This is a genomic window from Halomonas sp. PGE1, from assembly GCF_013000985.1.
GTDB lineage: Bacteria > Pseudomonadota > Gammaproteobacteria > Pseudomonadales > Halomonadaceae > Halomonas > Halomonas alkalicola.
Genome location: NZ_CP053032.1, coordinates 3,013,672 through 3,038,803 on the forward strand (window position 1 = coordinate 3,013,672; position 25,132 = coordinate 3,038,803).

A 25,132-nucleotide genomic window follows, 5' to 3' on the forward strand; every position below is an offset into this window, starting at 1 on the left:
ACATATTGATTAGGCCGCGCTTATAGCATTAGCCGAATTCACGTTAAACGAGTTCCACCAGCGATTCAACCACGCCATCCGGGCCGCTCTCGCGCACCGGCTCGCCGTGGTTGTAGCCGTAGGGCACCGCCAGGGTACGAAAGCCGGCGGCCTGACCGGCGGCGATATCGTGACGGGAGTCCCCCACCATCAGGCAGGCCCGAGGGGCCAGGCCGAAGTGGCTGGCCACGTGCAGCAGCGGCGCCGGATGAGGCTTCTTCTCGGGCAGGCTGTCGCCACCCAGGCAGAGGGCGAAGTGCTCGGCAAGCGCCAGCCCCTCCAGCAGCGGGGCAATAAAGGCATAGGGCTTGTTGGTCACCAGCGCCAGCGGCAGGCCGCGCTCACGCAGGGCATCCAGGCACTCGCGCACGCCGGGGTAGAGCCGAGTATGGGCGCCGGGGTCACGACCGTAGTGCGTAAGGAATGCCGCATGGGCGCGCTCCAGAAGGGGCTTGTCGACCTCAGCAGCAGTGGCAAGCGAGGCTTTCCCGGCGACTGATCTACGAGGGGGCGCTGTGAACCCCTCCCTGGGCGCTACCGATGCCCTGCTTCGCTCTCGCGTCCCGCTTCGCTCGCAGGTCCGGTGCTGGCCATCCATGGCCAGCCCGTTCGGAGCAGTGCTCCTCACCCCTGGCATAGGACCCCCTCTACGATCAGTCCCCGGCGCCTCGCTGGCAGACGTTGCGAACCGCAGCGCGCGCTCCATCAACACTAGCGAGCCGTTGCCGACCCAGTCGCGCACCCTCGCCTCGCCGGCGGCGGGCAGGCCGAGGTCTGCCAGGGCCGCGTCCACGGCCAGCGCCAGATCGGGCACCGAGTCGATCAGGGTGCCGTCCAGGTCGAAGGCCACCAGCTCGATGCCGTCGAGAATGGGGTGCATGCTTGCTCCTCTGCGTTGCTGATCGTCCTGCACTGGCTGGCGTGCCGCCAGCCAGGCGCGCTTGCGGGTCGCCGAGAGCCGCTTGATCTCGGCCTCGAGGCGCAGCGCCTCGCCGTGGCTGCCCACCGGCTCGCGGTGACGCAGGGTCAGGGGGCCGCGGCCGCGCAGTGCCTTGGCGCCGCGGCCGGCGGCATGCTCCGCCAGGCGCCGGTCGACGTCGGTGGTGATGCCGGTATAGAGCGCCCCGCCCGCCGTCTCCAGCAGGTAGAGGTGCCAGACCGGCGCCTCGGCGGCGGGGGGCTGCTCGCTCACGGCCTCAGCGCGCGCCGGCCAGCTGCTCTCGGAAGTCGCGCAGCACGGAGTCGTAGCGGTGCGGGTCGGCCTCGTTTCTGGCCTTGAACACCGCCGAGCCCGCCACGAAGGTGTCGGCGCCGGCCCGGGCGATCTCGGCAATGTTCTCCACCTTCACCCCACCGTCGATCTCGAGGCGAATATCGCGGCCGGAGGCGTCGATGCGGCTCCGCGCCTCGCGCAGCTTGTCCAGGGTGCCGGGGATGAAGGCCTGGCCGCCGAAGCCGGGGTTGACGCTCATCAGCAGCACCATGTCCACCTTGTCCATCACGTAGTCGAGATAGGAGAGCGGCGTGGCCGGATTGAACACCAGGCCCGCCTGGCAGCCGCCGTCGCGGATCAGCTGCAGCGAGCGGTCGATGTGGTCCGAGGCCTCGGGGTGGAAGGTGATGATGCTGGCGCCGGCGTCGATGAAGTCGCCGATCAGCCGATCCACCGGGCGCACCATCAGATGCACGTCGATGGGCGCGGTGACACCGTGCTTGCGGAGCGCCTCGCAGACCATGGGCCCGATGGTCAGGTTGGGCACATAGTGGTTGTCCATCACGTCGAAGTGGACGATATCCGCGCCGGAGACCAGCACGTCATCCACCTCCTCACCCAGGCGGGCGAAATTGGCGGAGAGGATCGAGGGGGCGATCAGGAAGTCGCGGGGCGCATCGGTCATGACGGTGTCCAGGGGTCGCTTGCGAGAGGGCATATTCTACCAGAGGCTCAGGCGGCCCGGCAGCGCAGGGGCGATACGCTCCCCGCAGGGATATATTCTTTAATCGAATAAAAAAAACCATTGTAATTACCATTGTCGAGATTTACCCTTCCGGCAATCTCACCCAGTTCCGGAGTGCCTTCCATGACCCTGCGCCCCCTCTTTCAGCGCTCGCTGCTTGCCATCGCCCTCGGCGTAGGCCTCGCCGGCCCGGCCGCGGCGGCAGAGCGCGAGCTGCTCAACTCCTCCTACGACATCGCCCGCGAGCTCTTCTCGGCCATCAACCCCGACTTCGTGGCCCACTGGCAGGAGACCCAGGGCGAGACGGTGGCGGTCAGCCAGTCCCACGGCGGCTCCTCCGCCCAGGCCCGCGCCATCCTGCAGGGGCTGCGCGCCGACGTGGTGACCTACAACCAGGTCACCGACGTCCAGGCCCTGGCCGACGGCGGCCTGGTGGACGAGGCGTGGCAGGAGGCGCTGCCCAATAACGCCTCGCCCTACTACTCCACCACCGCCTTCCTGGTGCGCAAGGACAACCCCAAGGGCATCGAGAGCTGGGATGACCTGGTGCGCGAGGATGTCCGCATGGTCTTCCCCAACCCCAAGACCTCCGGCAACGGCCGCTACACCTACCTGGCCGCCTGGGGCTTCGCCGACCAGCACTTCGACGGCGACGAGGAACAGATCCACGACTTCATGCGCACCTTCCTGCGCAACGTGGCGGTGTTCGACACCGGCGGCCGCGGCGCCACCACCAGCTTCATCGAGCGGGGCCTGGGCGACGTGCTGATCAGCTTCGAGTCCGAGGTCAACAACATCCGCGGCGAGTACGGCGAGGACGACTATGAAGTGATCGTGCCGCCGGTGAGCATCCTGGCCGAGTTCCCGGTGGCCGTGGTAGGCCCCAACGCCGAGCGCAACGGCAACCTCGACCTGGCCCAGGCCTACGTGGAGTACCTCTACGGCGAGGAGGCCCAGCGCACCCTGGCCGGCTTCAACTACCGCGTGCATCACGAGGCGGTGGTCGAGGAGTTCGCCGACCAGTTCCCGGAGACCGAGCTTCTGCGCGTCGAGGAGATCTTCGGCAGCTGGGATCAGGCCATGGAAGAGCACTTCGCCGGCGGCGCCCTGCTCGACCAGCTGCAGCGCCGCTGAGCCACCCGCGCCTTCGGAGACGAACCACGCCCATGAGCACCCGCGCCCTTCCCTTCGCCATCGGCCGCGCCCCCAAGCGGGTGCTGCCGGGGTTCGGCCTGTCGCTGGGCGTGAGCCTGCTGTTCGTGTCGCTGGTGCTGCTGCTGCCGATGACCGGCCTGTTCGGTCAGCTGGCCGGACTGAGCCTCGCCGAGTACTGGGCGATCATCAGCGACGGCCGGGTGGTGGCCAGCTACACGGTCACCATCGGCGCCGCCTTCGTGGCGGCGCTGGTGAACGCCGCCTTCGGCCTGCTGCTGGCCTGGGTGCTGGTGCGCTACGAGTTTCCCGGCAAGCGCCTGCTCGACGCCCTGATGGACCTCCCCTTCGCCCTGCCCACGGCGGTGGCCGGCATCACCCTGGCCACCCTCTACTCGAGCAACGGCTGGATGGGCCGACTGCTCGAGCCGCTGGGGCTGCAGGTGGCCTACACCTGGGTGGGCATCGCGCTCGCCATGGCCTTCACCAGCATCCCCTTCGTGGTGCGTACCGTGCAGCCGGTGCTGGAGGACCTGCCCCATGAAGTGGACGAGGCGGCGCTGACGCTGGGCGCCAGTGACGCCACGGCGTTTCGGCGGGTGATCCTGCCTCACCTGTGGCCGGCGCTGGTCACCGGCACGGGGCTGGCCTTCGTGCGCTCGCTGGGCGAGTTCGGCGCCATCATCTTCATCGCCGGCAACATGCCCTACGAGACCGAGATCACCGCGCTGATGATCTTCGTGCGCCTTCAGGAGTACGACTACGCCGGCGCCTCGGCCATCGCCTCGGTGGTGCTCTTCGTGTCGCTGGCGCTGCTGCTGGCCATCAACATCTGGCAGGGGCGCTTCATCAAGCGCCTGCATGGAGGACGCGGCTGATGCAACGGATCGGTGATGCCCCGGCGGTGCGCCGCACCCTGGTCGCCGCGGCCCTGCTGCTGGCCGCGCTCTTCCTGCTGCTGCCGCTGGTGGCGATCTTCGCCCAGGCCTTCGCCCAGGGCGTGGGCGTGTTCTGGGCCAACGTCAGCAACCACTACACCCTGCGCGCCATCGGCCTGACGCTGTTCATCACGCTGCTGACCATTCCGGTCTGCCTGGTGTTCGGCGTGGCCCTGGCCTGGCTGGTGACCCGCTTCAGCTTCCCGGGGCGACGCCTGCTGCAGACCCTGATCGATATCCCCTTCGCGGTCTCGCCGGTGGTGGCGGGCCTGGTCTACCTGCTGCTCTACGGGCGCAACGGCTGGCTGGGCGGCTGGCTCGACGGCCACGACATCCAGCTGATGTTCGCCTGGCCGGGCATTCTGATGGTGACCATCTTCGTCACCTGCCCCTTCGTGGCCCGCGAGCTGATCCCGCTGATGCAGGCCCAGGGCTCTCGCGAGGAGGAGGCCGCCGTGACCCTCGGCGCGCCGGGCTGGACGATCTTTCGCCGGGTCACCCTGCCCAATATCCGCTGGGCGCTGCTCTACGGGGTGATCCTCACCAACGCCCGGGCGGTGGGCGAGTTCGGCGCCGTCTCGGTGGTCTCCGGGGCCATCCGCGGCCAGACCATGACCCTGCCGCTCCACCTGGAGCAGCTCTATCAGGACTACAACACGGTCGGCGCCTTCGCCAGCGCCTCGCTGCTGGCGCTGATCGCCCTGCTCACCCTGGCCGCCAAGGCCACGCTGGAATGGCGCGCCGCGCGCCAGGAGGCCCTCGCATGAGCATTCGTCTGCAGAACATCGGCAAGCACTTCGGCAGCGGCCGCCAGCGCACCCAGGCGCTGGAGCCGGTGAACCTCGACATCCATGACGGCGAGCTGATCGGCCTGCTCGGCCCCTCGGGCTCGGGCAAGACCACCCTGCTGCGCATCATCGCCGGTCTCGAACACGCCGACCGGGACAGCGGCGCCCGTATCCTCTTTGGCGACCGCGACGTCACCCAGGTGCACGTGCGCGACCGGCGCATCGGCTTCGTCTTCCAGCACTACGCGCTGTTTCGCCACATGACGGTGTTCGACAACGTCGCCTTCGGCCTCACGGTGATGCCGCGCAGGAACCGCCCCACCGCGGGCGAGATCCGCGCCCGGGTTCACCGCCTGCTGGAGATGGTGCAGCTCGAACAGCTGGCCCACCGCTATCCGGCCCAGCTCTCCGGTGGCCAGCAGCAGCGGGTCTCCCTGGCCCGGGCGCTGGCCCTGCGCCCCGACGTGCTGCTGCTCGACGAGCCCTTCGGGGCGCTGGACGCCAAGGTGCGCCAGGACCTGCGCCGCTGGCTGCGCCACCTGCACGACGAGCTGGGCTTCACCAGCATCTTCGTGACCCACGACCAGGAGGAGGCCCTGGAGCTCTCCGACCGCGTCGCGGTGATGAGCAACGGGCGCATCGAGCAGATCGACACTCCGGACGCGGTGTACAAGGCACCGGCCAACCGCTTCGTCTTCGAGTTCCTGGGCGACGTGAACCACCTGGAGGGCGAGGTGCGCGACGGGGTGCTCACCTGCGGCGAAGCACGCCTCTCGGTGTCGCTGCCCGACGGCCCCGAGGAGCTGCTGCTGCGCCCCCACGAGGTGCAACTGGCGTCGTCGCCGACACCCGAGGCCAGACTTCCGGTCACGGTCACCGCCATCTCCCCGGTGGGGGCCGAGGTGCGCGTGGAGCTGGCCGCAGACTGGCTCGGCGAGCCGTGGCTTGCCACCGTACGTCATGCCGACTACGAGCGACTCGACCTGGCCCGCGGCCAGCGGCTCTATGCCATCCCGAGGCGCTGGCACCGATTTCCCGACGCCACCCGAGCCCGGGCGCTGAGCCCCCTGGCCAGCGCCGCCTGAGGCCTTCGCACAGAACCTTCCATCTCTCCCCAGGTCTCTCTTAGGGTTAGCGGCGCCCCAGGCGCCGCCTCCCGGGCCTGGCGGCCCCCCGCCCGTCACGGCCTTGTGACCGATACCCGAGACGATCCGTCACCTGCCGCGATGCAGCGCCTGCACGCTCCCGGCTGCGACGCTGTCGTCCTGGCCACAGAGGAGAGAGGTGCTGCATGCTGATCAAGACGGTCAAGCCAGGTGAGCTACGCGAGTCGGCGGTGACGCCGGAGTCTGTCTACCTCTCACGCCGACGCTTCATGGGCGGCATGGCGGGACTCGGCGCCGGCCTTGCCCTGCTCGGCCCCGGGCTTGCCAGCGCCGACGGCAACGTCGAGACAATCGGCGACGACGCGCCCGAATGGCTGGCCGACAAGCTGCGCGAAGCCCGGCTCGGCGTCGTCACGCCCGACGACCCGGAACAGGACCGCCTCACCCCCTTCCGGGATGCCAGCACCTACAACAACTTCTACGAGTTCGGTCCCGACAAGTCCGACCCCGCCCGCCTGGCCCACCGGCTGCAGACCGCCCCCTGGAGCGTGGTGATCGACGGCGAGGTGAACAACGGCGGGCGCATGGATCTGGAGGAGATCGCCCGCCCCTCGCAGTTCGAGGAGCGCATCTATCGCCTGCGCTGCGTGGAGGGATGGTCGATGGTCATTCCCTGGCTGGGCATTCCGCTGGCCGAGGTGATCAGGCGCGCCGACCCCACCAGCCGGGCGCACTACGTGCGCTTCGAGACCCTGGTGGACCCCGAGCAGATGCCGGGGCAGCGCTCCGTCTTCTCGGCGATCGACTGGCCCTACGTCGAGGGGCTGCGCCTGGATGAGGCCATGCACCCGCTGACGCTGCTGGCCATGGGCATGTACGGTCGCGAGCTGCCCAACCAGAACGGCGCCCCCCTGCGGCTGGTGGTGCCCTAGAAGTACGGCTTCAAGAGCATCAAGTCGATCGTGCGCATCTCGCTGGTCGAGGAGCAGCCGATGAACACCTGGCAGCAGATCGCCCCCGACGAGTACGGCTTCTACGCCAACGTGAACCCCGACGTGGACCACCCCCGCTGGAGCCAGGCCACCGAGCGTCGGCTGCCCAACACCCTCTTCCGGCCCAACATCATCAAGACTCAGCTGTTCAACGGCTATGCCGACGAGGTGGCGAGCCTCTATGCCGGGCTGGACCTGAGGACCCACTACTGATGACGACCAGGCATGGGTGGTGGCTATGGCGCGGCGGGGTCTTCCTGGCGGCGCTGGCGCCGCTGGGAATCTGGACGTGGCAGGTGGCCACCCACGCCGCCGGCCCCGAACCGGGGCGCTTCCTGCTGCTCAATACCGGCATTGGCGCGCTCTGGATGCTGCTGCTCACCCTGAGCCTCACGCCGCTGACCCGGCTCACCCGCTGGAAGGGGTTCACCCTGATCCGCAGGCAGCTCGGGCTCTGGACCCTCGCCTACGCCTGCCTCCACGTGCTCAGCTATGCGCTGTTCATTCTCGGGCTCGACTGGGCGCTGCTCGGCAGCGAGCTGGTCAAGCGCCCCTACATCATCGTCGGCATGCTGGCGCTGCTGGGCCTCATGGCGCTGGGCGCCACCTCCAGCCACTGGGCCATGCGCCGCCTGGGGAAGCGCTGGAAGCCGCTGCACCGGCTCGCCTACCCCATTCTCGGCCTGGTCCTGCTGCACTTCTTCTGGGTCGTGCGTGCCGATCTGAGGGAGTGGGTGATGTATGCCGTCGCCGCGGCGCTGATCATGGCGACTCGCCTGCCCCCGGTCGCCCGCGCCCTGCCCAGGGTGCGCCGGGCGGTCAGCCGCGCCTGAACGCGGTCGGCCAGGCTATCTCTCAGCGCTGCCAGGCCATCAGGGTCTCGGGCTCGCCGGTGAGCGGCTCGATACGCTCCTCGACCACCTGGAAGCCCAGGCGGCGATAGAAGGAGACCGCCCGCACGTTGCGCGAGAAGACGCACAGCGTCAGCCGGGAATGATGGGCCATGGCATGGGCCATCAGCCGCGAGCCGTGGCCGTAGCTCTGCACCTCGGGGTCGATGAAGAGCGCCTCGAGGCGCTCGCCGTTGAGGGCGGCAAAGCCGATCACCCGCCCCTCCACCTCCAGCACCAGCAGCTCCTCGGCGCCGGGCAGATGTTCCTCGACCATGGGGTCACGGCACGACTCCCAGAACGCCGCCGGGATGAAATCGTGGGCGCGCAGCGAGGCCCTGAGCCAGATATCGGCCAGTTGCGGGATCTCGTCAGGGCGAGCGTGACGAAGCATGGCGTGCCTCCGGAAGCCTTTCCTCCAGTGTAACGTTGACCCCGGCCCCCGGGGAGAGGAATTCCAGCATCGGGGGGCGCCCCGCTATACTGTCGGCCTGTCCCGATTCACCGCACCGGAGCCTGACATGCCGCGCCCCCACCGCCTTCGCACCACCCTGCTACGCCTCTTTGCCGGTCTGCTCGCTGCCGGCCTGCTGGCCGCCTGCGCCAGCCCCCACTACCTGCAGCTCAACCCCCAGCGCAGCGCCGAGGTGCCGGTCACCGGCAGCGGCCAGGCCGTGACGGTGATCGCCGTGGACGGCCGCGACAGCGAGGTGATCGGCACCCGCACCGGCAGCGCCATGTCCACCGCCACCATCACCGCCAATGCCCACGAGCTGGTGCCGCGCCTGCAGCGCGAGGCCGAGCGCGCGGTGCGCGACATGGGCTTCAGCCCCACCACCGAGAGCGCCCCGAACCGCCCCAGCCTGACCCTGACCCTGGACCACCTGGGCTACGAGCGCGGCCAGAGCCGGCCGGTGATCGACGAGGCGCGCCTGGAGGCGGTGTTCATCGCCGAGGCGCGCAACGGCGGCAACACCTACACCGGCACCTACACCTCGCGGCGCACCCAGAGCTATGCGGTGCGCCCGGATCGCGATACCAACACCCGCATGGTCAACGACCTGCTCTCCGACGGCCTCAACCGTGCCTTCCGGGACCCGGAGCTGGGCCAGCTGCTGGCGCGATAAGCGATCGGCCAGGTTGGAACACACCAACGCAACGAGGGCGCCCACCGGGCGCCCTCGCTGCCTCTGGATGTGACGCCTGCCGCTACTCCAGCGGCCCGCGGCGCACCAGCGCCCAGACGCTCTCACGAAAGCCGCTGCCGGCCTCCGGCTCGCCCTGCGCCAGCAGGGTGACCCGGAAATTGGGGGCGAACAGCTCGCGCACCTCGTCGGGCGGCACGCTGAACGGCGGCCCCCCTTCATCGCCCGGCTCGCGCTCGAGGCTGATCAGCAGGCCGCGGCTGCCCGGCGGTACCAGCTGGGCCAGGTGAAAGGCATAGCGCTGGCGGGTGGCCGGCGGCAGCGCGATCAGCGAGGCACGGTCGTAGAAGGCACCGATCTCCGCCGCCTGCTCGATGTGGAAGTGGAAGAAGTCGCCCTGCCACAGCTCCACGTTGCCCTGGCGGCAGATCTGGAAGCCCGCCTGATGGTAGCGGGTGACCACCCCCTGCCCCTCGGCCACGAACTGCTCGATGGCCTCCGGCGCCAGCTCGATGCCCAGCACCGGGTGGTCATGGCCGGCCAGCCAGCGCATGTCCAGGCTCTTGCCACACAGCGGCACCAGCACCTTGGTCCCGGGCCTGACCTCGAGGCCTGGCCAGTGGGCCACCAGCATGGGGTGGGGACGCTCGAGGTGGAACCCGATGCGCCCCTCACGCCAGCGGTCGAGCCATTCGTTGGCCATCGTGCCCTCCTCAGAACCAGCGGTCGCGCTTGCGCTTGCGACGCGGCAGATGGGGGACGATCAGGCCGACCAGCAGGCCGGCACCGGCCACCCCGCCACCGTACATGAAGTAGCGCATCAGCAGGTCCTCCTCCTGGGTGTCCAGGCGAGCCTGCAGCTGGCGGATGGTCTGGCGAGACTGCTCGCTCTCGGCGTCCAGCGCCTCGTTGCGCGCCTCGAGGTCGGCAATGCGCGCCTCGCGGGTCTCCAGGGCCTCGCTCTGGGCAGCGGTGCGGCTCTCCCACTGCTCGTTGATGCCGTCGAGCTCGGCGGAGAGCTCGGCCACCTGCTGCTCCAGCGCCGGCACGCGGACCTGGGCGCTGGGGGTCGCCTGCAGCTCGCTGGTGAGAATCCAGACGCTGTTGCCGTCGGCATTCTGCACCCGGGTGTAGTTGCCGCTGGTCTCGAGCTGCGTCACCGGCTCACCGGCGGTGAGGGTGCCGACGATGCGATAGCCGTCGGTGGGACCGCTGCGCACGTAGGTGGTCAGGGAATCGCTGACCCAGTGGGTCGCGTCGTTCTGCTGGGCCTGCAGGGGCAGGGCCAGAAGCCCCAGGGCAAGGCCCAGGCTGAGTCGTGTGATGTCGTGTCGTGTCATGCCATTGTCCTGGCTAAAGCTGGCGGATTTCCACTCTGGCGCGACCTGTGTCCGACGCCGGCTTCCTGCCGACGCCGCTGCGATGAGATCTCCGGCCACTCGGGCCGTTTTCCGCAGGAGCTTTTCCACAGCTCCTGTGGACAAGGTTCGGGACAACCGCTGGAAAGGGGTCGCCCGGCGGCGTGGCGCCTGCCCTGCGCCCATTCTGATCACTTCGTGACCAGCCTCCCTCAGCGCTTCGGGGGAGAGGGCGGCGAGAAGGGCCGCGGAAACTCGGCGACCCGCCCGTCGCTCTTCACCGCCCGAGGCGGCCCCTCCCGCTCCACCTCGTCGATGCGCACGATGGCATTGAGCGGAAGATAGCTGCGGATGACCCCCTCGAAGGTGAGCCGCAGCTTGTCCGCGGAGGGGTCCACCACCAGCCGGGAGGCATCCTCGAAGACGAACTCCTCGACCTCGATGAAGCCCCACAGGTCACTCTGGAAGATCTCGCGCGCGTAGAGCTCCCACACTTCTCCCTGCTGGTGAAAAACCACCCGATAGATAGGCTTCGCCGCCATGGTGCTGAGTGTCCCTCGAACCGTGTTCCGACAAGAGGCGCAAGCGTAGCACACTCCCGCGGTCGACGGCCCATGCTGGCCCCGTTGCCGGGCCATGCGTATAATGCCGGGTTACTTTTCGACCCGATTGGTCAGGCCCGCCGCGGCCGCACGTTCACGACACTCCCCCTTCATCCACTGGTGACAGACGTCGGGCGCCTGGCGCCACGACCCAATTCTTATGGCGAAGAAACTCTTCATCAAGACGCACGGCTGCCAGATGAACGAGTACGACTCCGCACGCATGGCGGATCTGCTCGGCGAATCCCACCGGCTCGAGCTCACCGACGACGAGCGCGAGGCCGACGTCATCCTGCTCAACACCTGCTCGATCCGCGAGAAGGCCCAGGAGAAGGTGTTCCACCAGCTGGGGCGCTGGAAGAAGCTCAAGGAGGCCAACCCCGATCTCGTGATCGGCGTCGGCGGCTGCGTGGCCAGCCAGGAGGGCGAGGCGCTGCGCAAGCGCGCGCCCCACGTCGACATGGTGTTCGGTCCCCAGACCCTGCACCGGGTGCCCGCGATGCTCGACGCCCGTCAGCAGGACCAGATCTCGGTGGTGGACGTCACCTTCCCCGAGATCGAGAAGTTCGACCACCTGCCCAAGCCCAGCTCCGATGGCGCCACCGCCTTCGTCTCGGTGATGGAGGGGTGCTCGAAGTACTGCACCTTCTGCGTGGTGCCCTATACCCGCGGCGAGGAGGTCTCGCGCCCCTTCGAGGCGGTGATGGACGAGGTGATCCACCTGGCCGACCAGGGCGTGCGCGAGATCAACCTGCTGGGCCAGAACGTCAACGCCTACCGCGGGCTCAACCAACTGGGCGACGAGATCGACCTGGCCGAGCTGATCGGCTGCGTGGCGGCCGTCGAGGGGATCGACCGCATCCGCTTCACCACCTCCCACCCGGTGGAGTTCTCCGACAGCCTGATCGAGGCCTTCGGCGAGATCCCGGAGCTGGTCAGCCACCTGCACCTGCCGGTGCAGTCCGGTGCCGACCGGATACTGGCCGCCATGAAGCGCGGCCATACCGCGGCGGAGTACATCGAGAAGATGGAGCGCATCCGCGCGCTGCGCCCGGACATCAGCTTCTCGTCGGACTTCATCGTCGGCTTCCCCGGCGAGAGCGACGAGGACTTCGCAGCCACCATGGACCTGATCCATCGCATCGGCTTCGACCACTCCTTCAGCTTCGTCTACTCGGCGCGCCCCGGCACCCCGGCGGCCGCCCTCGAGGACGACACCCCGGAGGCCACCAAGAAGCAGCGCCTGGCGATTCTCCAGGAGCGCATCAACCAGCAGGCGATGCAGATCAGCCGGCGCATGGTGGGCACCACCCAGCGCATCCTGGTCACCGGCTTCGCGCCCCGCGACCCGGGCCAGCTCTCCGGGCGCACCGAGAACAACCGGGTGGTCAACTTCCGCGCCGCCAATCCCATGGAGCTGATCGGCTTCTTCGTCGACGTGGAGATCACCGAGGCGCTGCCCAACTCGCTGCGCGGCGAACTCGCCTCGCCCGAGATCTACTGACGCCCCGCCCCTTTATTGCCCCGGCATGCGCCGGGGCAGTAAGCTGCCCTAAATCCAACTTCCACGGGATCCGCCAGTCTTGAGCCAGCCATCCTCCCCGGCCAATCGCATCATCACCCTCAATCTCGAGCCCAATGACCCCCGCCGCCTGGCCAACCTGTGCGGCCAGCGCGACGAGCACCTCAAGCTGGTGGAGGCGCGCCTCGGCATCACCCTGCGCAACCGCGGCAACATCTTCCAGCTGGCGGGCCCAATCCACCGGGTCAAGGCCGCCGCCAACCTGCTCGAGCACCTCTACCGCGAGACCGAGGCCAGCGACCTGGAGCCCGACACCGTGCATCTCTTCCTGCAGGAGTCCGGCCTCGAGGCGCTGGAGGAGGAGGAAGGTGGCGCGGCCGACGGCGAGGTGCTGCTGCGCACCCCGCGCACCCTGATCAAGCCGCGGGGCCTCAACCAGCAGGCCTACGTGCAGAACATTCGCGCCCACGACATCAACTTCGGCATCGGCCCGGCCGGCACCGGCAAGACCTACCTGGCCGTGGCCGCCGCGGTGGAGGCGCTCAACCAGCAGGAGGTGCGTCGCATCCTGCTGGTGCGCCCGGCGGTGGAGGCCGGCGAGAAACTCGGCTTCCTGCCCGGCGACCTGGCCCAGAAGATCGATCCCTACCTGCGCCCCCTCTACGACGCCCTCTACGAGATGATCGGCTTCGAGCAGGTCGCCAAGCTGATCGAGCGCCAGGTGATCGAGATCGCGCCGCTGGCCTACATGCGCGGGCGCACCCTCAACAACGCCTTCATCATCCTCGACGAGAGCCAGAACACTACCCGCGAGCAGATGAAGATGTTCCTGACCCGCATCGGCTTCGGCTCCACCGCGGTGATCACCGGCGACGTGACCCAAGTCGACCTGCCCCGCGGCCAGACTTCCGGCCTGATCCAGGTGCTGGAGGTGCTCAAGGGCACCCCGGGGATCGGCACCACCCACTTCGCCGCCAAGGACGTGGTGCGCCACCCGCTGGTGCAGCGCATCATCGAGGCCTACGACAGCTTCGAGGCCGAGCAGGAGGTCGCCGAGCGCGCCCGCAAGCAGGCCCGGGAGCAGGAGCGCGAGGCGCTGCGCCTCGAGCGACAGGAGCGTTTCGTCCGCGAGCGTGGTAAGCCATGAGCCTGGAGGTCGATCGCCAGCAGGCCATCGCGGCCGAGGGGCTGCCCAGCCAGGCCGAGCTCGAGGCTTGGGTGGCGGCGGTGCTCGCCCGCCATGAGGCGGACGCCGACAGCGAGCTCACCGTGCGCCTGGTGGACGCCGAGGAGAGCCGCGCGCTCAACCGCGACTACCGCGGGAAGGATCGCCCCACCAACGTGCTCTCCTTCCCCTTCGAGTGCCCGCCGGGCGTGGCGCTGCCGCTGCTGGGCGACCTGGTGATCTGCCACCCGGTGGTGGCCGCCGAGGCCAGCGAGCAGGACAAGGCCCTGCGCGATCACTACGCTCATATGGTGGTGCATGGCACCCTCCATCTGCTCGGCTATGACCACCTCGAGGATGACGAGGCCGAGGCGATGGAGCAGCTCGAGTGCGAGATCCTCGCCGAGCTGGGCATCGACGACCCCTACCGAGACGCGGGCGGTAGCGCCCGCGACGACGCAGCGACCGAGGACGAGAGACCCGACCCATGAGCGAAGACCGAACGAGCGGCCAGGGCAGCCGATCCTGGCTGGAAAAGCTCTTCAGCGCGCTTTCCAGCGACAGCGACGAGCCCAGTTCCCGTGACGAGTTGCTCGCCTTCCTGCGCCAGGCCGCCAGCCGCCTGAAGCTCGAGCAGGACGCCATGATGATCATCGAGGGCGCCCTGAAGATCAGCGACCAGCAGGTGCGCGAGGTGCTGATCCCCCGCTCCCAGGTCACCGCCATCGGCCTCGACCAGCCCCTGGAGGAGTACCTGCCGATCATCCTCGAGGCGGGCCACTCCCGCTACCCGGTGATCGGCGAGAACCTCGACGAGGTCAAGGGCATCCTGCTGGCCAAGGACCTGCTCCCGCTGCTCCAGGACGGCCAGCAGAATGGCCGCCCCTTCCGGCTCGAGGAGGTGGTGCGCACGGCGCTCTTCGTGCCGGAGTCCAAGCGCCTCAACAGCCTGCTCAAGGAGTTCCAGGACACGCACAACCACATGGCCATCGTGGTGGACGAGTACGGCGGCACCGCCGGCATCGTCACCATCGAGGATATCCTCGAGGAGATCGTCGGCGAGATCGAGGACGAGCACGACGCCGACGAGGAGGAGGATATCCGCGCACTGGGCGAGGGGCGCTACGCCATCCGCGCCCTGACCCCCATCGAGGACTTCAACGAGCGCTTCGCCACCCGCTTCTCCGACGAGGAGTTCGATACCCTCGGGGGACTCGTGATGCAGCGCTTCGGCCACCTGCCCGGGCGCGGCGAGCACACCGAGATCGGCGGCTGGCGCTTCACCGTGCTCAACGCCGACAACCGCCGCATCCGCCTGCTGGAGGCGGAGCCCTGCAGCGGGCAGGACGACGCCTGAAGCCCCGCTGCCCGTCACCCCCTTGATTCAGCCCCCGACACGGACGGTCACCATGTCTGAGCTTCGCCTCTCTCCGCTTCTCGGCTGCCTGCTGGCACTGGCCGCCGGGGTCCTCACCACCCTCACCGCCTCGCCCTTCGAGCTGTGGTGGCTCGGCCCGGTCGCGGTGGGCCTGGTCTACCTGGGCATCCAGGCGCTCACCCCCGGCCAAGCCGCCCTGCGCGGCTGGTGCTATGGCCTCGGCCTGTTCGGCTCCGGCGCCTCCTGGGTCTATGTCTCGATCCACGACTACGGCTACACCGGCGTGCCCCTGGCGGTGTTTCTCACCGCGCTGTTCGTGGCCAGCATGGCGCTGTTCCTGGCGGTGACCCTGTGGCTCTACCGGCGCCTCACCGGGCCGCGGCTGGCCTTCCTGGCGTTTGCCGGCGCCTGGGTGCTGGGCGAGTGGCTCAGGACATGGCTCTTCACCGGCTTTCCCTGGCTGCTGCTGGGCTCCGCCCACGTGGACTCGCCGCTGGCCCCCTGGGCGCCCGTCGGCGGCGTCTACCTGCTGTCGCTGATCACCGCCCTCACCGGCACCCTGCTTGTGGAGTTCCTGGCGCGGCGCTGGTGGGCCGCGGCCCCGGTGGCCGCCCTGTGGCTCATCCCCCTGGCGCTGCCGACCCAGTGGACCCAGCCCGCCGGCGAGCCGCTGCGGGTCGCCCTGCTGCAGGGCAACCTGGACCAGCTGATCAAGTGGACACCGGAGGGCCAGCGCGCGGCGGCCAACATCTACGCCGAGCTGACCCGCACCCAGCCCGACGACCTCGACCTGATCGTCTGGCCTGAGGCGGCGCTGCCGATGTTCGAGGACCAGGCGCGGCCGATTCTCGAGCGGGTACAGTCCAACCTCTCCCCCGACACCGCCCTGCTCACCGGCATCCTGCAGCGCGACGCCGAAGGGCGCTACTTCAACAGCGTGATCGGCCTCGGCAACGCCGAGGGAGAGTACCGCAAGGAGCATCTGGTGCCCTTCGGCGAGTACCTCCCCCTGGAGAGCCTGCTGCGTGGCACCATCGCCTTCTTCGACCTGCCGATGCCCGCCATGACCCCGGGACCCTCGGGCCAGGCGCCGATGATGGCCGCCGGCACCACCATCGGCAACGCCATCTGCTACGAGATCATCTATGCCGACCTGGTGGCCGAGCGCGCCCGCCACAGCGAGCTGTTGCTGACGGTTTCCAACGACACCTGGTTTGGCGAGTCCATCGGCCCCCTGCAGCACCTGCAGATGGCGCGACTGCGGGCACTGGAGAACGGCCGCTACCTGGTACGCGCCACCAGCAACGGGGTGACCGTGATCGTTGACCCGATGGGCCGCATCACCGCCCGGGCGCCCCAGTTCAAGATGACCAGCATCACCGGCGAGGTGCGGCCCATGGCGGGCCTCACCCCCTTCACCCGCACCGGCAGCTGGCCCACCTGGCTGCTGGCCGCGCTGCTGGTGCTGCCGAGCCTGAGGCTGCGCCGCCGTCCCACCCCGTAGACATGATGGATTGACCTGCCCCGCCTCAACGTCGTGGGTTACGTTGAGGTGGGGACACCCAAACACAGAGCCACTATTGAGGGAGGCAGGTCATGAAACAGTCTAACGCAACTCAACGAGCCGTTGTCGACCGCACTGTCACCGAGCGGATCAACGCCGCCAGCTACGTTCACGCCGCCTATATCGGCCTGGACGTGCATAAGGCCAGCATCTCGGTGGCGGTCGCTGAGGCAGGCCGGCAAACGCCCGAGTTTCGCGGTGAGATCCCCAATGAACCCAAGGCGATCGACAAGCTGATTCGCCAGATGAGCGAACGCTTCGACGGGCAGCCCCTGCTGTTCAGCTACGAGGCCGGACCCTGCGGCTACGGGGTCTATCACCAGGTCCAGGCCAGCGGCCATGACTGTGAGGTGGTAGCACCGACCCTGATCCCGCGTCGTGCCGGCGATCGTGTCAAGACTGACCGCCGCGATGCGCAGATGCTGGCCCGCCTGTCGCGCTCTGGAGAACTCACCCCCGTTTGGGTACCCACGCCGGAACAGGAAGCGATACGCGACCTGACGCGGGCTCGGGAGGATATGAAGGCCATCGAGCTCAAGGCGCGTCAGCGGCTGAACGCCTTCCTGCTGCGACACGGCAAGGCCTACCCCGGCAAGAGCAAGTGGATTCCTGCCCACTTTCGCTGGCTGGAAACGGTGCGCTTCGACACCCCGGTTCAGCAGATCGTGCTGCAGGAGTACATCGAGGCGGTGCGCGAAGCGCAGCGCCGCGTGGCCGGCCTGGAGAGGCAGATGGAGGCAGCACTGCCGGACTGGTCGCTGGCCCCGGTGGTCGAAGCCATCCAGGCGATGCGCGGCGTCAGCCTGATCACCGCCATGACGGTGATGGCTGAGCTGGGGGATATCAGCCGTTTTGATTCGCCCTGTCAGCTGATGGCCTATCTGGGGCTCGTGCCCAGCGAGCACTCGAGCGGGGGTAGCCGACGCCAGGGTGGCATTACCAAGACCGGCAATGGCCATGTACGACGCGTCCTGGTGGAGGCTGCCTGGAGCTACCGCTTCCCGGCCCGCAAGACGCGCATTATTGAGCAGCGGGCCGAGAGGACCTCGCCGACGGTGCAGGCGATAGCCTGGGCCGCACAGAAACGACTCTGTGGGCGCTACCGCCGGCTGGCGGCCACGGGCAAGGCCAAGCAACAGGTGGTGACGGCCGTGGCTCGGGAGCTCACCGGCTTCCTGTGGGCGATTGCCTGCGAGGCCATGGGCAAGCCGCACGGCAGCCGAGCCACGGCATGATCATTCCGTCCCAGTGCCTTCGGGTCAGGGAGCGTCGGGCCGGTGGGAGAACCCCTGACGCTCCTATGAGGCCCCCGCCCTCCGGGGCAGGGTGACCCTCGCTCGTAGACCAGGGCAGCTCCGCGACGAAGTGATGACAGGTCGGTACCCAACCCACGAATACCAGAGAGATCCACCGTCGCTGATAGCCCCTCGCTTCCTGATCCGAAGGCATTGAGGACGACAATAGACAACAGAGACAACCGAACCCTTGACGGGTCAATCCATACCAGGAGCCCCAGTCACCGGGCGATGCCTCCAACGAGAAGCGCCCAGCCGATGACTCGGCTGGGCGCTTCTTCGTTGCCACTTATTTACCGCTTGTCGCCCAGGGCGTGACGCTCAGGATGTCTGCGCCGCCGGGACTTCGCCGAGCACCTCGGGGATGGTCATCTTGACGTAGCGGCCGGGGGCCGGCTCGAGGATATCGAGCTCGCCGTCGCCCGGCTGACGGGCCGGCACCATCTTCTCGGCATCGGCATAGCCGTTCTCGGTCATCCACGCCTGCCAGTGGGGCCACCAGGAGCCTTCATGCTGCTCGGCGCCGGCCAGCCACTCCTCGTGGGTCTCGGGCAGGGCATCGTTGGTCCAGTAGCCATACTTGTTCTTGTGGGGCGGATTGACCACCCCCGCGATATGGCCGGAGCCCCCCAGCACGAACTTGACCGGCCCCTTGGGCAGCAGCGCGCCGTAGTAGGTGCTGTTCCACTTGGCGATATGATCCTCCCGGGTGGAGAGGAAGTAGCTGGGCGTGGAGATCTTGCGCAGGTCGATCTTGACGCCGTCCAGCTCGATGCCCCCCGGCTGCACCAGGCGATTCTCCAGGTAGAAGTGTCGCAGGTACCAGCCATGGGTACCGGCCGGCAGGTTGGTGCCATCGGTGTTCCAGTAGAGCAGGTCGAAGGGCGCCGGCACGTCCCCCTTCAGGTAGTTGCTGATGTAGAACGACCAGAACAGGTCGTTCTCGCGCAGCAGGTTGAAGCTGAAGGCCATGACGCGGCCGTCCAGGTAGCCGTTCTGCGCCATCTTGGCCTCGATGCCCTGGAGCACCGGCTCGGAGAGGAAGACGCCGATCTCGCCCGGGTCGCGGAAGTCCTGGAGGGTGGTCATGTAGGTGACCGACTTCACCTTGCGGCCGCGACGGGTGCTGGTCAGGTAGGCCACCGTGGAGGCGGCCAGGGTGCCGCCCACGCAGTAGCTCAGCAGGTTGACCGACTTCTCCCCGGTGGCCTGCTCGATCGCCTCCATGGAGGCGATGGGGCCGAGCTGCATGTAGTCGGCCCAGGTCAGGTCGCGCTGCTCGGGGCCCGGGTTGCGCCAGGAGATCAGGAACACGGTGTGGCCCTGCCCCACCAGCCACTTGACCAGGGAGTTGTCCTCGCGCAGGTCGAGGATGTAGTACTTGTTGATCCACGGCGGCATGACCAGCAGCGGGGTCTTGAAGACCTGCTCGGTGGTCGGCGCGTACTGGATCAGCTGGATCAGCTCGTTCTCGTAGACCACTGAGCCTGGGGTCACGGCGATGTTCCTGCCGACCTCGAAGGCGCTGCGGTCGGTCATGGTGACGTTGAGCCCTTCGGCGGAGTTGGCCAGGTCCTGGCGCAGCCGCGCCAGCCCATCCACCAGGTTCTGGCCGCGGCTCTCCATGGTGCGGCGCATCACCTCGGGGTTGGTGGTGACGAAGTTGGTGGGCGACATGGCATTGACCAGCTGGCGCGCATAGAAGCCCAGGCGCTGCTTCTGGTCGGCCGGCAGCTCCAGGCCGTCGATCAGCTCCTCGACCATGCGCGAGAAGAGCAGGTACTGCTGCATGAGCGCCAGGTAGTAGGGGTCGCTGGTCCAGGCCTCGTCAGTGAAGCGACGATCGCCCTTGTGCGGCGTCACCAGCGGCTCGACCGGCTCGCCGGCCATGGCGCGCAGGCCGTTCTGCCAGAGCTGGAACTGGTCCTGCATCAGCCGGGCCTGGGTCTGCCACAGCTGGGGCGGGTTGCCCATCAGCGACTCGGCCGCCGCCTGGAAGCTCTCCCGCATGTCGCCGTAGACGGAGTCGGCGGCATCGCTTGGCACCATGCGCTCCAGCAGATCGCCCATCAGGGCGCGATACTCCTCGCCGATCTCCTTCAGCTGGACGTTCCACGCCTCGAGCTCGGCCTGTGTCGGTGCTTCAACCCCTGGCTGCATTGACCCCTCCTGACGCGCCGGCCACCGCCGCGGTGCCGGCTGCAAATAGCTCAATCCGCCACCCGTCATGGACGGGTGGCGGGTTGTTCAGCGGCGCGTCTGGGCGCGCCATGAGTTCCCTGCCCGGCAACGGTGTCTCAGCTCTTGCTGGCACCGCGGGTGGAGGCGGCCTTGGCCGGATCGGCCTTCGCCTTCTCGCCGGCCGCGGCCTTGGTGGCCACCTGCTCGGCCAGCTTGGCCTGCTCGGCGAAGAGCTTCTCGAGCTCGGCCTTGAACTCCAGGCTCATCTCGGAGAGCGCCTTGGCGTCCTCGAGCATCTGCTGGGAGAGCTGGTTCATCACCTCGGCCTGGCGGGCGCTGAAGGCCTGCATGGAGTCGGCGTCGCTGACCTCGCTGGCGTCACGCAGGCGCTCGGTGCCGAGCTGGCTGTAGCGCTTCATGGACTCCATCTGGTACTGGGTCAGCTTCTCCATGTTGTCCAGCATCAGGGAGTTGAGCTTGCGCATCGGCTCGAAGAACTGGCGGGTCTGCTCGTTGAAGGCGTCGATCATCTTGTTGTCCTGCATGAGGTGGTCTCCCGGATCGGTGACGGATGGCGGGCGAGGCGCCCGGCATGTTGCACTGCACAAAGCCTAGTCTGCCACGCCCCAGGTTGCAAGACGATGAAAGGCGAATGCCGGCCGTGCTCAGCTATCGCGCTTGGCCCGCGAACGGGCGCTGGCGGCCCCCTTCTTCGCCGTGCCACGGCTCGCGGCGGCCTTGCTCGTCGAGCCGGCAGCGGCGTCGGCCGCGGCGCTACCCGCCGCCGATTCCCTGGCCTCGGACTTGCCCTGGGCAGCGCTCTGGCCAGCCTGCTTGAGCATGTCGAGCATCATCTGCTGGTAGGTGCCGAAGCTCGAGAGGCCCTGGGAGAGCCCCTGGGAGAGGCCCTGGGTCAGCCCCTGCCCCATGCCCGACTGCTGCAGGAAGGGCTGCATCAGGCTCATGGGGTCATAGCCCTCCACGCCGGACTCCATCTGCTTCTGGATCTGCTCCATCAGCTGCTGCTGGAAGACCGCCACGTCGGGCAGCCCCAGCGACTGGCGAAACTCCTCGGGGGTCAGGTCGAACTCGACATTGATCTTCATGGCGTTGCCCTTGCGGTGGTGATGCCAGGCAGTGTAGCAGCCCGCACACTGCCTGGCGGAGCCCTCCTCAACGCAGCACCGGGGTCGCCACGCGCACCTCGGCGTTCTGGGCGCGATGGCGCAGCAGGTGGTCCATCAGGGTCAGCGCCATCATCGCCTCGGCGATGGGGGTGGCGCGGATGCCCACGCAGGGGTCATGGCGCCCCTTGGTGACCACCTCCACGGGATTGCCATGGACATCGATGCTGCGGCCGGGCGTGGTGATGCTGGAGGTGGGCTTGAGCGCCAGGTGGGCGACGATGGCCTGGCCGCTGGAGATCCCGCCGAGCACCCCGCCGGCGTGGTTGGAGAGGAAGCCCTCCGGGGTCATCTCGTCGCGGTGCTCGCTGCCCCGCTGGCTGACCGAGGCGAAGCCGTCGCCGATCTCCACCCCCTTCACCGCATTGATGCTCATCAGGCCGTGGGCGAGCTCGGCATCGAGGCGATCGAACACCGGCTCGCCGAGCCCGGGGGGCACGCCTTCGGCCACCACCGTGATCCTGGCCCCCACCGAGTCCTGATCGCGGCGCAGCTGGTCCATGTAAGCCTCGAGCTCGGGCACCCGTGCCGGGTCGGGACAAAAGAAGGGGTTGTCGTCCACCGCCTCCCAGCTCTGGAAGTCGATGGCGATGGGACCGAGCTGGCTCATATAGCCGCGAATGGCAATGCCTCGACTGGCGAGGTACTTCTTGGCGATGGCCCCGGCGGCGACCCGCATGGCGGTCTCCCGGGCGCTGGAGCGCCCGCCGCCGCGGTAGTCGCGCAGGCCGTACTTGTGGTGGTAGCTGTAGTCGGCGTGGGCCGGCCGGAACTGGTCCTTGATGTTGCCGTAGTCCTTGGAGCGCTGGTCGGTGTTCTCGATCACAAGGCCGATCGAGGTGCCGGTGGTGACCCCCTCGAAGACCCCGGAGAGGATCTTCACCCGGTCGGGCTCGCGACGCTGGGTGGTGTGGCGCGAGGTGCCGGGACGGCGGCGGTCCAGGTCGCGCTGCAGGTCCTCCTCGGTGAGCGGCAGCCCCGGCGGGCAGCCATCGACGATGGCGCCCAGCGCGGGGCCATGGCTCTCGCCGAAGGTGGTGACGGTAAACAGCTTGCCGAAGGTGTTGCCGGACATGGGCGCTCCTCCTCGAAGGGATCGGAAATCAGGCGAAGGACGCCGCATGGGCGTCGAGTTCATCGGCGGTCAGGGCGAAGACCCCCTGGCCGCCGCGCTCGAATTCGAGCCACAGGAAGGGCACCTCGGGGAAGGCGGCCTCCAGGTGGTGGTCGGAGTTGCCGACCTCGACGATCAGCACGCCGCGCTCGGTGAGGTGCTCGCGGGCCTCGCGCAGGATGCGCCGCACGATCTCCAGGCCGTCGGCCCCGGCCCCCAGGGCCAGGGCCGGTTCGTGGCGGAACTCGGCGGGCATGGTGGCCAGGTCGCGCGCATCCACGTAGGGCGGGTTGGAGACGATCAGGTCGTAGCGACCCGGCAGCGCCGCGAAGAGGTCGGAGTGCACCGCGCGCACCCGCTCGCCCACGTCGTGGCGGGTGATGTTCTGGCGGGCCACCGCCAGGGCCTCCTCGCTGATGTCGCCTAGGTCCACCTCGCAGGTGGGCAGGTGCAGGGCGGCGGCGATGCCGATGCAGCCGGAGCCGGTGCAGAGATCCAGCACCCGGGCCGGCGGCTCGTCGGGGAACCAGGCGGCGAAGCCGTGCTCGATCAGCTCGGCGATGGGCGAGCGAGGGATCAGCACCCGCTCGTCCACGTCGAAGGGGTAGCCGGCGAAGAAGGCCTCGCCCAGCAGGTAGGGCAGCGGACGGCGCCTGGTGATGCGGCTGCGCACCAGGGCCACGATGCGCGCGCGCTCCATGGGCAGCAGGCGGGCGTCGAGCACCGCCGGGTCGACGCTCCAGGGCAGGTGCAGGGCGCCCAGGGTCAGCGCCACCGCCTCGTCCCAGGGGGAGTCGGTGCCGTGGCCGTAGAAGAGCCCGGCCAGGTGGAACTCGCTGGCCGCCCAGCGCAGGCAGTCACGCAGGGTGATCAGGCCGTCGCGCAGCTCGGTGTCGGGAAGCGTCAGGGTCGAGGTGGAGTCGTTGCGGGCGGCCACGGGGCATCCTGTCGTTGTCGGGCGAATCGGGCAAGGAGGCCGATTGTAACCGCCGGGGCGGTTCACAGCCACGCCACGCTGGTTATACTGGGTCCCCTTCACTTTCCCGACTGGCCCCCACCGCCATGAGCCGAGACCGCCACCGCCCGGACGACGATGAGATCAGCGCCTTCCGCCAGGCGCTGCGCGAGGCAGGCGTGCGCCGCCTGCGCACCAACCGTGCCGACCTCGGTCGGGCGCGGCGCGAGGATCCCGCGGCTGCCGAGCGCCGCGCCGCCGCCCAGGCCGCGAGCGAAGCCGGCGGCAGCGGACGCACCTCCGACGGACGGGTCGAGGCCGTGCGCCCCTCGGAGACCCTGGAGTTCGCCCTGCCCGACCTGCCCTGGCGCACCCGCCAGCGGCTCAAGCGCGGCCAGCTGGCCTGGGAGGCGGGCCTCGACCTGCACGGCTACACCCTGGAGGAGGCCCGTGCCGAGCTCGAGGCCTTCCTGCGCGAGGCCAGCGCCGAGCGGCGCCGCTGCGTCCTGGTGGTCCACGGCAAGGCCTTGGGAACCACCAGCGACTACCCGGTGATCAAGAGCCATGTGAATGCCTGGCTGCGCGAATGGCCCGCCGTGCTGGCCTTCTGCTCCGCCGTCGAGGCCGATGGCGGCACCGGCGCCGTCTACGTGCTGCTGCGCCGCCGCGGCGAGGCCTGACTCATTCGCGCCCGTCCGGTTCGGGCGCGCCCGGGGGCTCCGGGGAGATGAGACCGGGCTGGACCGGGTCCACCACGATGCCACCTTCCCCGAAGCCCGGATGGCGGTGCCCCTCGTAGCGATCCAGCGCCTCCACCGCCAGGTGGCGCCCCAGGCTGATCAGTGCCTCGGCGCGATGGAACTCGTAGGCGCCGCACACCGTCTTGGGCACCTCGATCAGCACGTCCGGCGGATAGCCCGCCACCTTGTACTTGGCCAGCGCCGCCTGGGTGATATCGAAGGAGGCCAGCACCATGTCCAGCCGACTCCACTGGCGGCGGCGCAGCCCCGCCTCGCTCTGGTCGCCCTCCACCCCGTCGGCACTGCCGCCGCCCGCCCCCAGGCCATCGAACCAGCGGCCGGCGGCGCTGCGCACCTCGTCGACCCAGCCGCCGAAGTCGATGCCGCCGGCATCCCGGGCCTTCTCCCGGGCCCGCTCCTCGGCCGCTTGGTCCGGCGGCAGCAGCTCCTCGAGAGTGACCGGGCGCGGGCTGTGGGCGGTGGCGTTGACCGCCATCACGAAGTCGGCGTGGGCCGAGACGATGGGGATGATCGGCAGCGGATTGAGCAGGCCGCCATCCACCAGCACCTGGTCGCCGCGGTGCACCGGCGTGATCACCCCGGGCACGGCGATGGAGGCGCGGATCGCCTCCAGCAGCGGCCCGCTCTGGAACCACACCTCGCGCTGGCGGGTGAGATCGGTAGCCACGGTGGTGACGGGTATCGGCAGCTCCTCGATGCGCACGTCGCCGACCAGGGACTCCAGCTTCTCCATCACCTTGCTGGCACGCATGGCGCCCATGGGACTCCAGGTGACGTCCACCAGCTTGAGCACGTCGAAGTAGGCGAGCTGGCACACCCAGTCGCGATAGCCCTTGAGCTGCCCGGCCGCGTAGATGCCCCCCACCAGCGCCCCCATGGAGCAGCCGGAGATGGCCACCACCCGGTAGCCCCGGGCCTCGAGTTCCTCGATCACGCCGATATGGGCATAGCCCCGGGCCCCACCGCTGCCCAGCACCAGGGCCACCCGCTTGCCCTTACGCTCCGGATCACTCATCTCTGGCGCTCCTCTGCAGGGGGCATGGCC

At 68.8% G+C, this 25,132-nt stretch carries 25 protein-coding genes and 2 pseudogenes; 14 read left to right on the top strand and 13 right to left on the bottom strand.

Annotation, left to right across the window (positions count from 1 at the left end; translation table 11 throughout):
• Positions 1-43: 43 nt before the first annotated feature.
• The 3 genes and pseudogenes from gph to rpe all read right to left on the bottom strand — a co-directional run bounded on the left by gph (position 44) and on the right by rpe (position 1,937).
• Entirely contained in the window at positions 44-919 is an 876-nt protein-coding gene (gph, locus tag HIR79_RS14235; protein WP_249322350.1) for a phosphoglycolate phosphatase, read from the bottom strand.
• A 72-nt stretch (positions 920-991) separates the two neighbouring features.
• Positions 992-1,231 (bottom strand): annotated as a pseudogene (locus HIR79_RS18515) (GIY-YIG nuclease family protein); the annotation flags it as partial.
• A gap of 4 nt (positions 1,232-1,235) precedes the next feature.
• Positions 1,236-1,937, bottom strand: coding sequence for a ribulose-phosphate 3-epimerase (rpe, locus tag HIR79_RS14240; RefSeq protein ID WP_169958845.1), 702 nt, complete (start codon positions 1,935-1,937; stop codon positions 1,236-1,238).
• A 183-nt stretch (positions 1,938-2,120) separates the two neighbouring features.
• Here rpe and cysP point away from each other — a divergent pair, with 183 nt between their 5' ends.
• From cysP to msrQ, 6 genes and pseudogenes are all read left to right on the top strand, one after another.
• The gene (gene cysP / locus HIR79_RS14245) at positions 2,121-3,131 is read left to right on the top strand and encodes a thiosulfate ABC transporter substrate-binding protein CysP (protein ID WP_169958846.1); all 1,011 of its coding nucleotides are present in this window, start codon (positions 2,121-2,123) and stop codon (positions 3,129-3,131) included.
• 32 nt (positions 3,132-3,163) lie between these two features.
• A complete protein-coding gene (gene cysT / locus HIR79_RS14250) occupies positions 3,164-4,027 on the top strand; it encodes a sulfate ABC transporter permease subunit CysT (RefSeq protein WP_110069380.1) in 864 nt (287 codons plus the stop codon).
• Positions 4,027-4,854 (top strand): sulfate ABC transporter permease subunit CysW, encoded by an 828-nt coding sequence (cysW, locus tag HIR79_RS14255; RefSeq protein WP_119021598.1) that lies wholly within the window; start codon positions 4,027-4,029, stop codon positions 4,852-4,854. The genes cysT and cysW overlap by 1 nt, the downstream gene beginning before the upstream one ends.
• Positions 4,851-5,960 (top strand): sulfate/molybdate ABC transporter ATP-binding protein, encoded by a 1,110-nt coding sequence (locus HIR79_RS14260; protein ID WP_119021599.1) that lies wholly within the window; start codon positions 4,851-4,853, stop codon positions 5,958-5,960. Before cysW ends, HIR79_RS14260 begins: the two co-directional genes overlap by 4 nt.
• 206 nt (positions 5,961-6,166) lie before the next feature.
• Positions 6,167-7,186: pseudogene (msrP, locus tag HIR79_RS14265) on the top strand (protein-methionine-sulfoxide reductase catalytic subunit MsrP).
• Entirely contained in the window at positions 7,186-7,806 is a 621-nt protein-coding gene (msrQ, locus tag HIR79_RS14270) for a protein-methionine-sulfoxide reductase heme-binding subunit MsrQ (RefSeq protein WP_169958847.1), read from the top strand. The pseudogene msrP and the gene msrQ overlap by 1 nt, the downstream one beginning before the upstream one ends.
• 22 nt (positions 7,807-7,828) lie before the next feature.
• Here msrQ and HIR79_RS14275 read toward each other — a convergent pair whose 3' ends face one another.
• Positions 7,829-8,257: a GNAT family N-acetyltransferase gene (locus tag HIR79_RS14275; RefSeq protein ID WP_169958848.1), complete on the bottom strand. Its 429-nt coding sequence runs from the start codon at positions 8,255-8,257 to the stop codon at positions 7,829-7,831.
• Between the two features lie 127 nt (positions 8,258-8,384).
• Between HIR79_RS14275 and HIR79_RS14280 the strand changes: the two genes are divergently transcribed.
• On the top strand, positions 8,385-8,990 hold the full coding sequence (locus HIR79_RS14280) for a YajG family lipoprotein (RefSeq protein WP_169958849.1): 606 nt from the start codon (positions 8,385-8,387) through the stop codon (positions 8,988-8,990).
• 82 nt (positions 8,991-9,072) lie between these two features.
• On the opposite strand, the gene HIR79_RS14285 is transcribed toward HIR79_RS14280, so the two are convergent.
• From HIR79_RS14285 to HIR79_RS14295, 3 genes are all read right to left on the bottom strand, one after another.
• Positions 9,073-9,711 carry a thiopurine S-methyltransferase gene (locus tag HIR79_RS14285; RefSeq protein WP_169958850.1) on the bottom strand — a complete coding sequence of 213 codons (639 nt, stop codon included), beginning with the start codon at positions 9,709-9,711 and terminating at the stop codon, positions 9,073-9,075.
• A 10-nt stretch (positions 9,712-9,721) separates the two neighbouring features.
• Positions 9,722-10,348 (bottom strand): TIGR04211 family SH3 domain-containing protein, encoded by a 627-nt coding sequence (locus HIR79_RS14290; RefSeq protein ID WP_169958851.1) that lies wholly within the window; start codon positions 10,346-10,348, stop codon positions 9,722-9,724.
• A 230-nt stretch (positions 10,349-10,578) separates the two neighbouring features.
• Positions 10,579-10,908 carry a DUF1820 family protein gene (locus tag HIR79_RS14295; protein ID WP_119021606.1) on the bottom strand — a complete coding sequence of 110 codons (330 nt, stop codon included), beginning with the start codon at positions 10,906-10,908 and terminating at the stop codon, positions 10,579-10,581.
• Positions 10,909-11,128: 220 nt separating this feature from the next.
• On the opposite strand from HIR79_RS14295, the gene miaB reads away from it, so the two are divergent.
• The 6 genes from miaB (at position 11,129) to HIR79_RS14325 (ending at position 17,832) form a co-directional block, all read left to right on the top strand.
• Positions 11,129-12,472, top strand: coding sequence for a tRNA (N6-isopentenyl adenosine(37)-C2)-methylthiotransferase MiaB (gene miaB / locus HIR79_RS14300; RefSeq protein WP_169958852.1), 1,344 nt, complete (start codon positions 11,129-11,131; stop codon positions 12,470-12,472).
• Positions 12,473-12,551: 79 nt separating this feature from the next.
• Complete coding sequence (locus HIR79_RS14305; RefSeq protein ID WP_169958853.1) at positions 12,552-13,637, top strand: PhoH family protein; 1,086 nt, start codon at positions 12,552-12,554, stop codon at positions 13,635-13,637.
• On the top strand, positions 13,634-14,146 hold the full coding sequence (gene ybeY / locus HIR79_RS14310; RefSeq protein ID WP_169958854.1) for an rRNA maturation RNase YbeY: 513 nt from the start codon (positions 13,634-13,636) through the stop codon (positions 14,144-14,146). The genes HIR79_RS14305 and ybeY overlap by 4 nt, the downstream gene beginning before the upstream one ends.
• A complete protein-coding gene (locus tag HIR79_RS14315) occupies positions 14,143-15,012 on the top strand; it encodes a CorC family transporter (RefSeq protein WP_169958855.1) in 870 nt (289 codons plus the stop codon). The genes ybeY and HIR79_RS14315 overlap by 4 nt, the downstream gene beginning before the upstream one ends.
• Before the next feature lie 52 nt (positions 15,013-15,064).
• The gene (gene lnt, locus HIR79_RS14320; RefSeq protein ID WP_169958856.1) at positions 15,065-16,537 is read left to right on the top strand and encodes an apolipoprotein N-acyltransferase; all 1,473 of its coding nucleotides are present in this window, start codon (positions 15,065-15,067) and stop codon (positions 16,535-16,537) included.
• Positions 16,538-16,629: 92 nt separating this feature from the next.
• Positions 16,630-17,832 (top strand): IS110 family RNA-guided transposase, encoded by a 1,203-nt coding sequence (locus HIR79_RS14325; RefSeq protein ID WP_249322130.1) that lies wholly within the window; start codon positions 16,630-16,632, stop codon positions 17,830-17,832.
• 381 nt (positions 17,833-18,213) lie between these two features.
• On the opposite strand, the gene phaC is transcribed toward HIR79_RS14325, so the two are convergent.
• The 5 genes from phaC to prmB form a co-directional block, all read right to left on the bottom strand.
• Positions 18,214-20,052, bottom strand: coding sequence for a class I poly(R)-hydroxyalkanoic acid synthase (gene phaC, locus HIR79_RS14330; RefSeq protein WP_169958857.1), 1,839 nt, complete (start codon positions 20,050-20,052; stop codon positions 18,214-18,216).
• Between the two features lie 137 nt (positions 20,053-20,189).
• On the bottom strand, positions 20,190-20,618 hold the full coding sequence (locus HIR79_RS14335; RefSeq protein ID WP_169958858.1) for a phasin family protein: 429 nt from the start codon (positions 20,616-20,618) through the stop codon (positions 20,190-20,192).
• A 120-nt stretch (positions 20,619-20,738) separates the two neighbouring features.
• Entirely contained in the window at positions 20,739-21,179 is a 441-nt protein-coding gene (locus tag HIR79_RS14340; protein WP_169958859.1) for a DUF6489 family protein, read from the bottom strand.
• 67 nt (positions 21,180-21,246) lie between these two features.
• Positions 21,247-22,332, bottom strand: a complete 1,086-nt coding sequence (aroC, locus tag HIR79_RS14345; protein ID WP_169958860.1) for a chorismate synthase — start codon at positions 22,330-22,332, stop codon at positions 21,247-21,249.
• 28 nt (positions 22,333-22,360) lie between these two features.
• Complete coding sequence (gene prmB, locus HIR79_RS14350) at positions 22,361-23,308, bottom strand: 50S ribosomal protein L3 N(5)-glutamine methyltransferase (protein WP_169958861.1); 948 nt, start codon at positions 23,306-23,308, stop codon at positions 22,361-22,363.
• 125 nt (positions 23,309-23,433) lie between these two features.
• On the opposite strand from prmB, the gene HIR79_RS14355 reads away from it, so the two are divergent.
• The gene (locus tag HIR79_RS14355; protein ID WP_169958862.1) at positions 23,434-24,006 is read left to right on the top strand and encodes a Smr/MutS family protein; all 573 of its coding nucleotides are present in this window, start codon (positions 23,434-23,436) and stop codon (positions 24,004-24,006) included.
• A 1-nt stretch (position 24,007) separates the two neighbouring features.
• On the opposite strand, the gene HIR79_RS14360 is transcribed toward HIR79_RS14355, so the two are convergent.
• Complete coding sequence (locus tag HIR79_RS14360) at positions 24,008-25,102, bottom strand: patatin-like phospholipase family protein (protein WP_169958863.1); 1,095 nt, start codon at positions 25,100-25,102, stop codon at positions 24,008-24,010.
• Between the last annotated feature and the right edge of the window lie 30 nt (positions 25,103-25,132).

Bases quoted from the DNA above. Each gene is read 5' to 3' on its own strand.
- gph (WP_249322350.1), bottom strand. From the start codon at position 919: ATGCACCCCATTCTCGACGGCATCGAGCTGGTGGCCTTCGACCTGGAC.
- rpe (WP_169958845.1), bottom strand. From the start codon at position 1,937: ATGACCGATGCGCCCCGCGACTTCCTGATCGCCCCCTCGATCCTCTCC.
- cysP (WP_169958846.1), top strand. From the start codon at position 2,121: ATGACCCTGCGCCCCCTCTTTCAGCGCTCGCTGCTTGCCATCGCCCTC.
- cysT (WP_110069380.1), top strand. From the start codon at position 3,164: ATGAGCACCCGCGCCCTTCCCTTCGCCATCGGCCGCGCCCCCAAGCGG.
- cysW (WP_119021598.1), top strand. From the start codon at position 4,027: ATGCAACGGATCGGTGATGCCCCGGCGGTGCGCCGCACCCTGGTCGCC.
- HIR79_RS14260 (WP_119021599.1), top strand. From the start codon at position 4,851: ATGAGCATTCGTCTGCAGAACATCGGCAAGCACTTCGGCAGCGGCCGC.
- msrQ (WP_169958847.1), top strand. From the start codon at position 7,186: ATGACGACCAGGCATGGGTGGTGGCTATGGCGCGGCGGGGTCTTCCTG.
- HIR79_RS14275 (WP_169958848.1), bottom strand. From the start codon at position 8,257: ATGCTTCGTCACGCTCGCCCTGACGAGATCCCGCAACTGGCCGATATC.
- HIR79_RS14280 (WP_169958849.1), top strand. From the start codon at position 8,385: ATGCCGCGCCCCCACCGCCTTCGCACCACCCTGCTACGCCTCTTTGCC.
- HIR79_RS14285 (WP_169958850.1), bottom strand. From the start codon at position 9,711: ATGGCCAACGAATGGCTCGACCGCTGGCGTGAGGGGCGCATCGGGTTC.
- HIR79_RS14290 (WP_169958851.1), bottom strand. From the start codon at position 10,348: ATGACACGACACGACATCACACGACTCAGCCTGGGCCTTGCCCTGGGG.
- HIR79_RS14295 (WP_119021606.1), bottom strand. From the start codon at position 10,908: ATGGCGGCGAAGCCTATCTATCGGGTGGTTTTTCACCAGCAGGGAGAA.
- miaB (WP_169958852.1), top strand. From the start codon at position 11,129: ATGGCGAAGAAACTCTTCATCAAGACGCACGGCTGCCAGATGAACGAG.
- ybeY (WP_169958854.1), top strand. From the start codon at position 13,634: ATGAGCCTGGAGGTCGATCGCCAGCAGGCCATCGCGGCCGAGGGGCTG.
- HIR79_RS14315 (WP_169958855.1), top strand. From the start codon at position 14,143: ATGAGCGAAGACCGAACGAGCGGCCAGGGCAGCCGATCCTGGCTGGAA.
- lnt (WP_169958856.1), top strand. From the start codon at position 15,065: ATGTCTGAGCTTCGCCTCTCTCCGCTTCTCGGCTGCCTGCTGGCACTG.
- HIR79_RS14325 (WP_249322130.1), top strand. From the start codon at position 16,630: ATGAAACAGTCTAACGCAACTCAACGAGCCGTTGTCGACCGCACTGTC.
- phaC (WP_169958857.1), bottom strand. From the start codon at position 20,052: ATGCAGCCAGGGGTTGAAGCACCGACACAGGCCGAGCTCGAGGCGTGG.
- HIR79_RS14335 (WP_169958858.1), bottom strand. From the start codon at position 20,618: ATGCAGGACAACAAGATGATCGACGCCTTCAACGAGCAGACCCGCCAG.
- HIR79_RS14340 (WP_169958859.1), bottom strand. From the start codon at position 21,179: ATGAAGATCAATGTCGAGTTCGACCTGACCCCCGAGGAGTTTCGCCAG.
- aroC (WP_169958860.1), bottom strand. From the start codon at position 22,332: ATGTCCGGCAACACCTTCGGCAAGCTGTTTACCGTCACCACCTTCGGC.
- HIR79_RS14355 (WP_169958862.1), top strand. From the start codon at position 23,434: ATGAGCCGAGACCGCCACCGCCCGGACGACGATGAGATCAGCGCCTTC.
- HIR79_RS14360 (WP_169958863.1), bottom strand. From the start codon at position 25,102: ATGAGTGATCCGGAGCGTAAGGGCAAGCGGGTGGCCCTGGTGCTGGGC.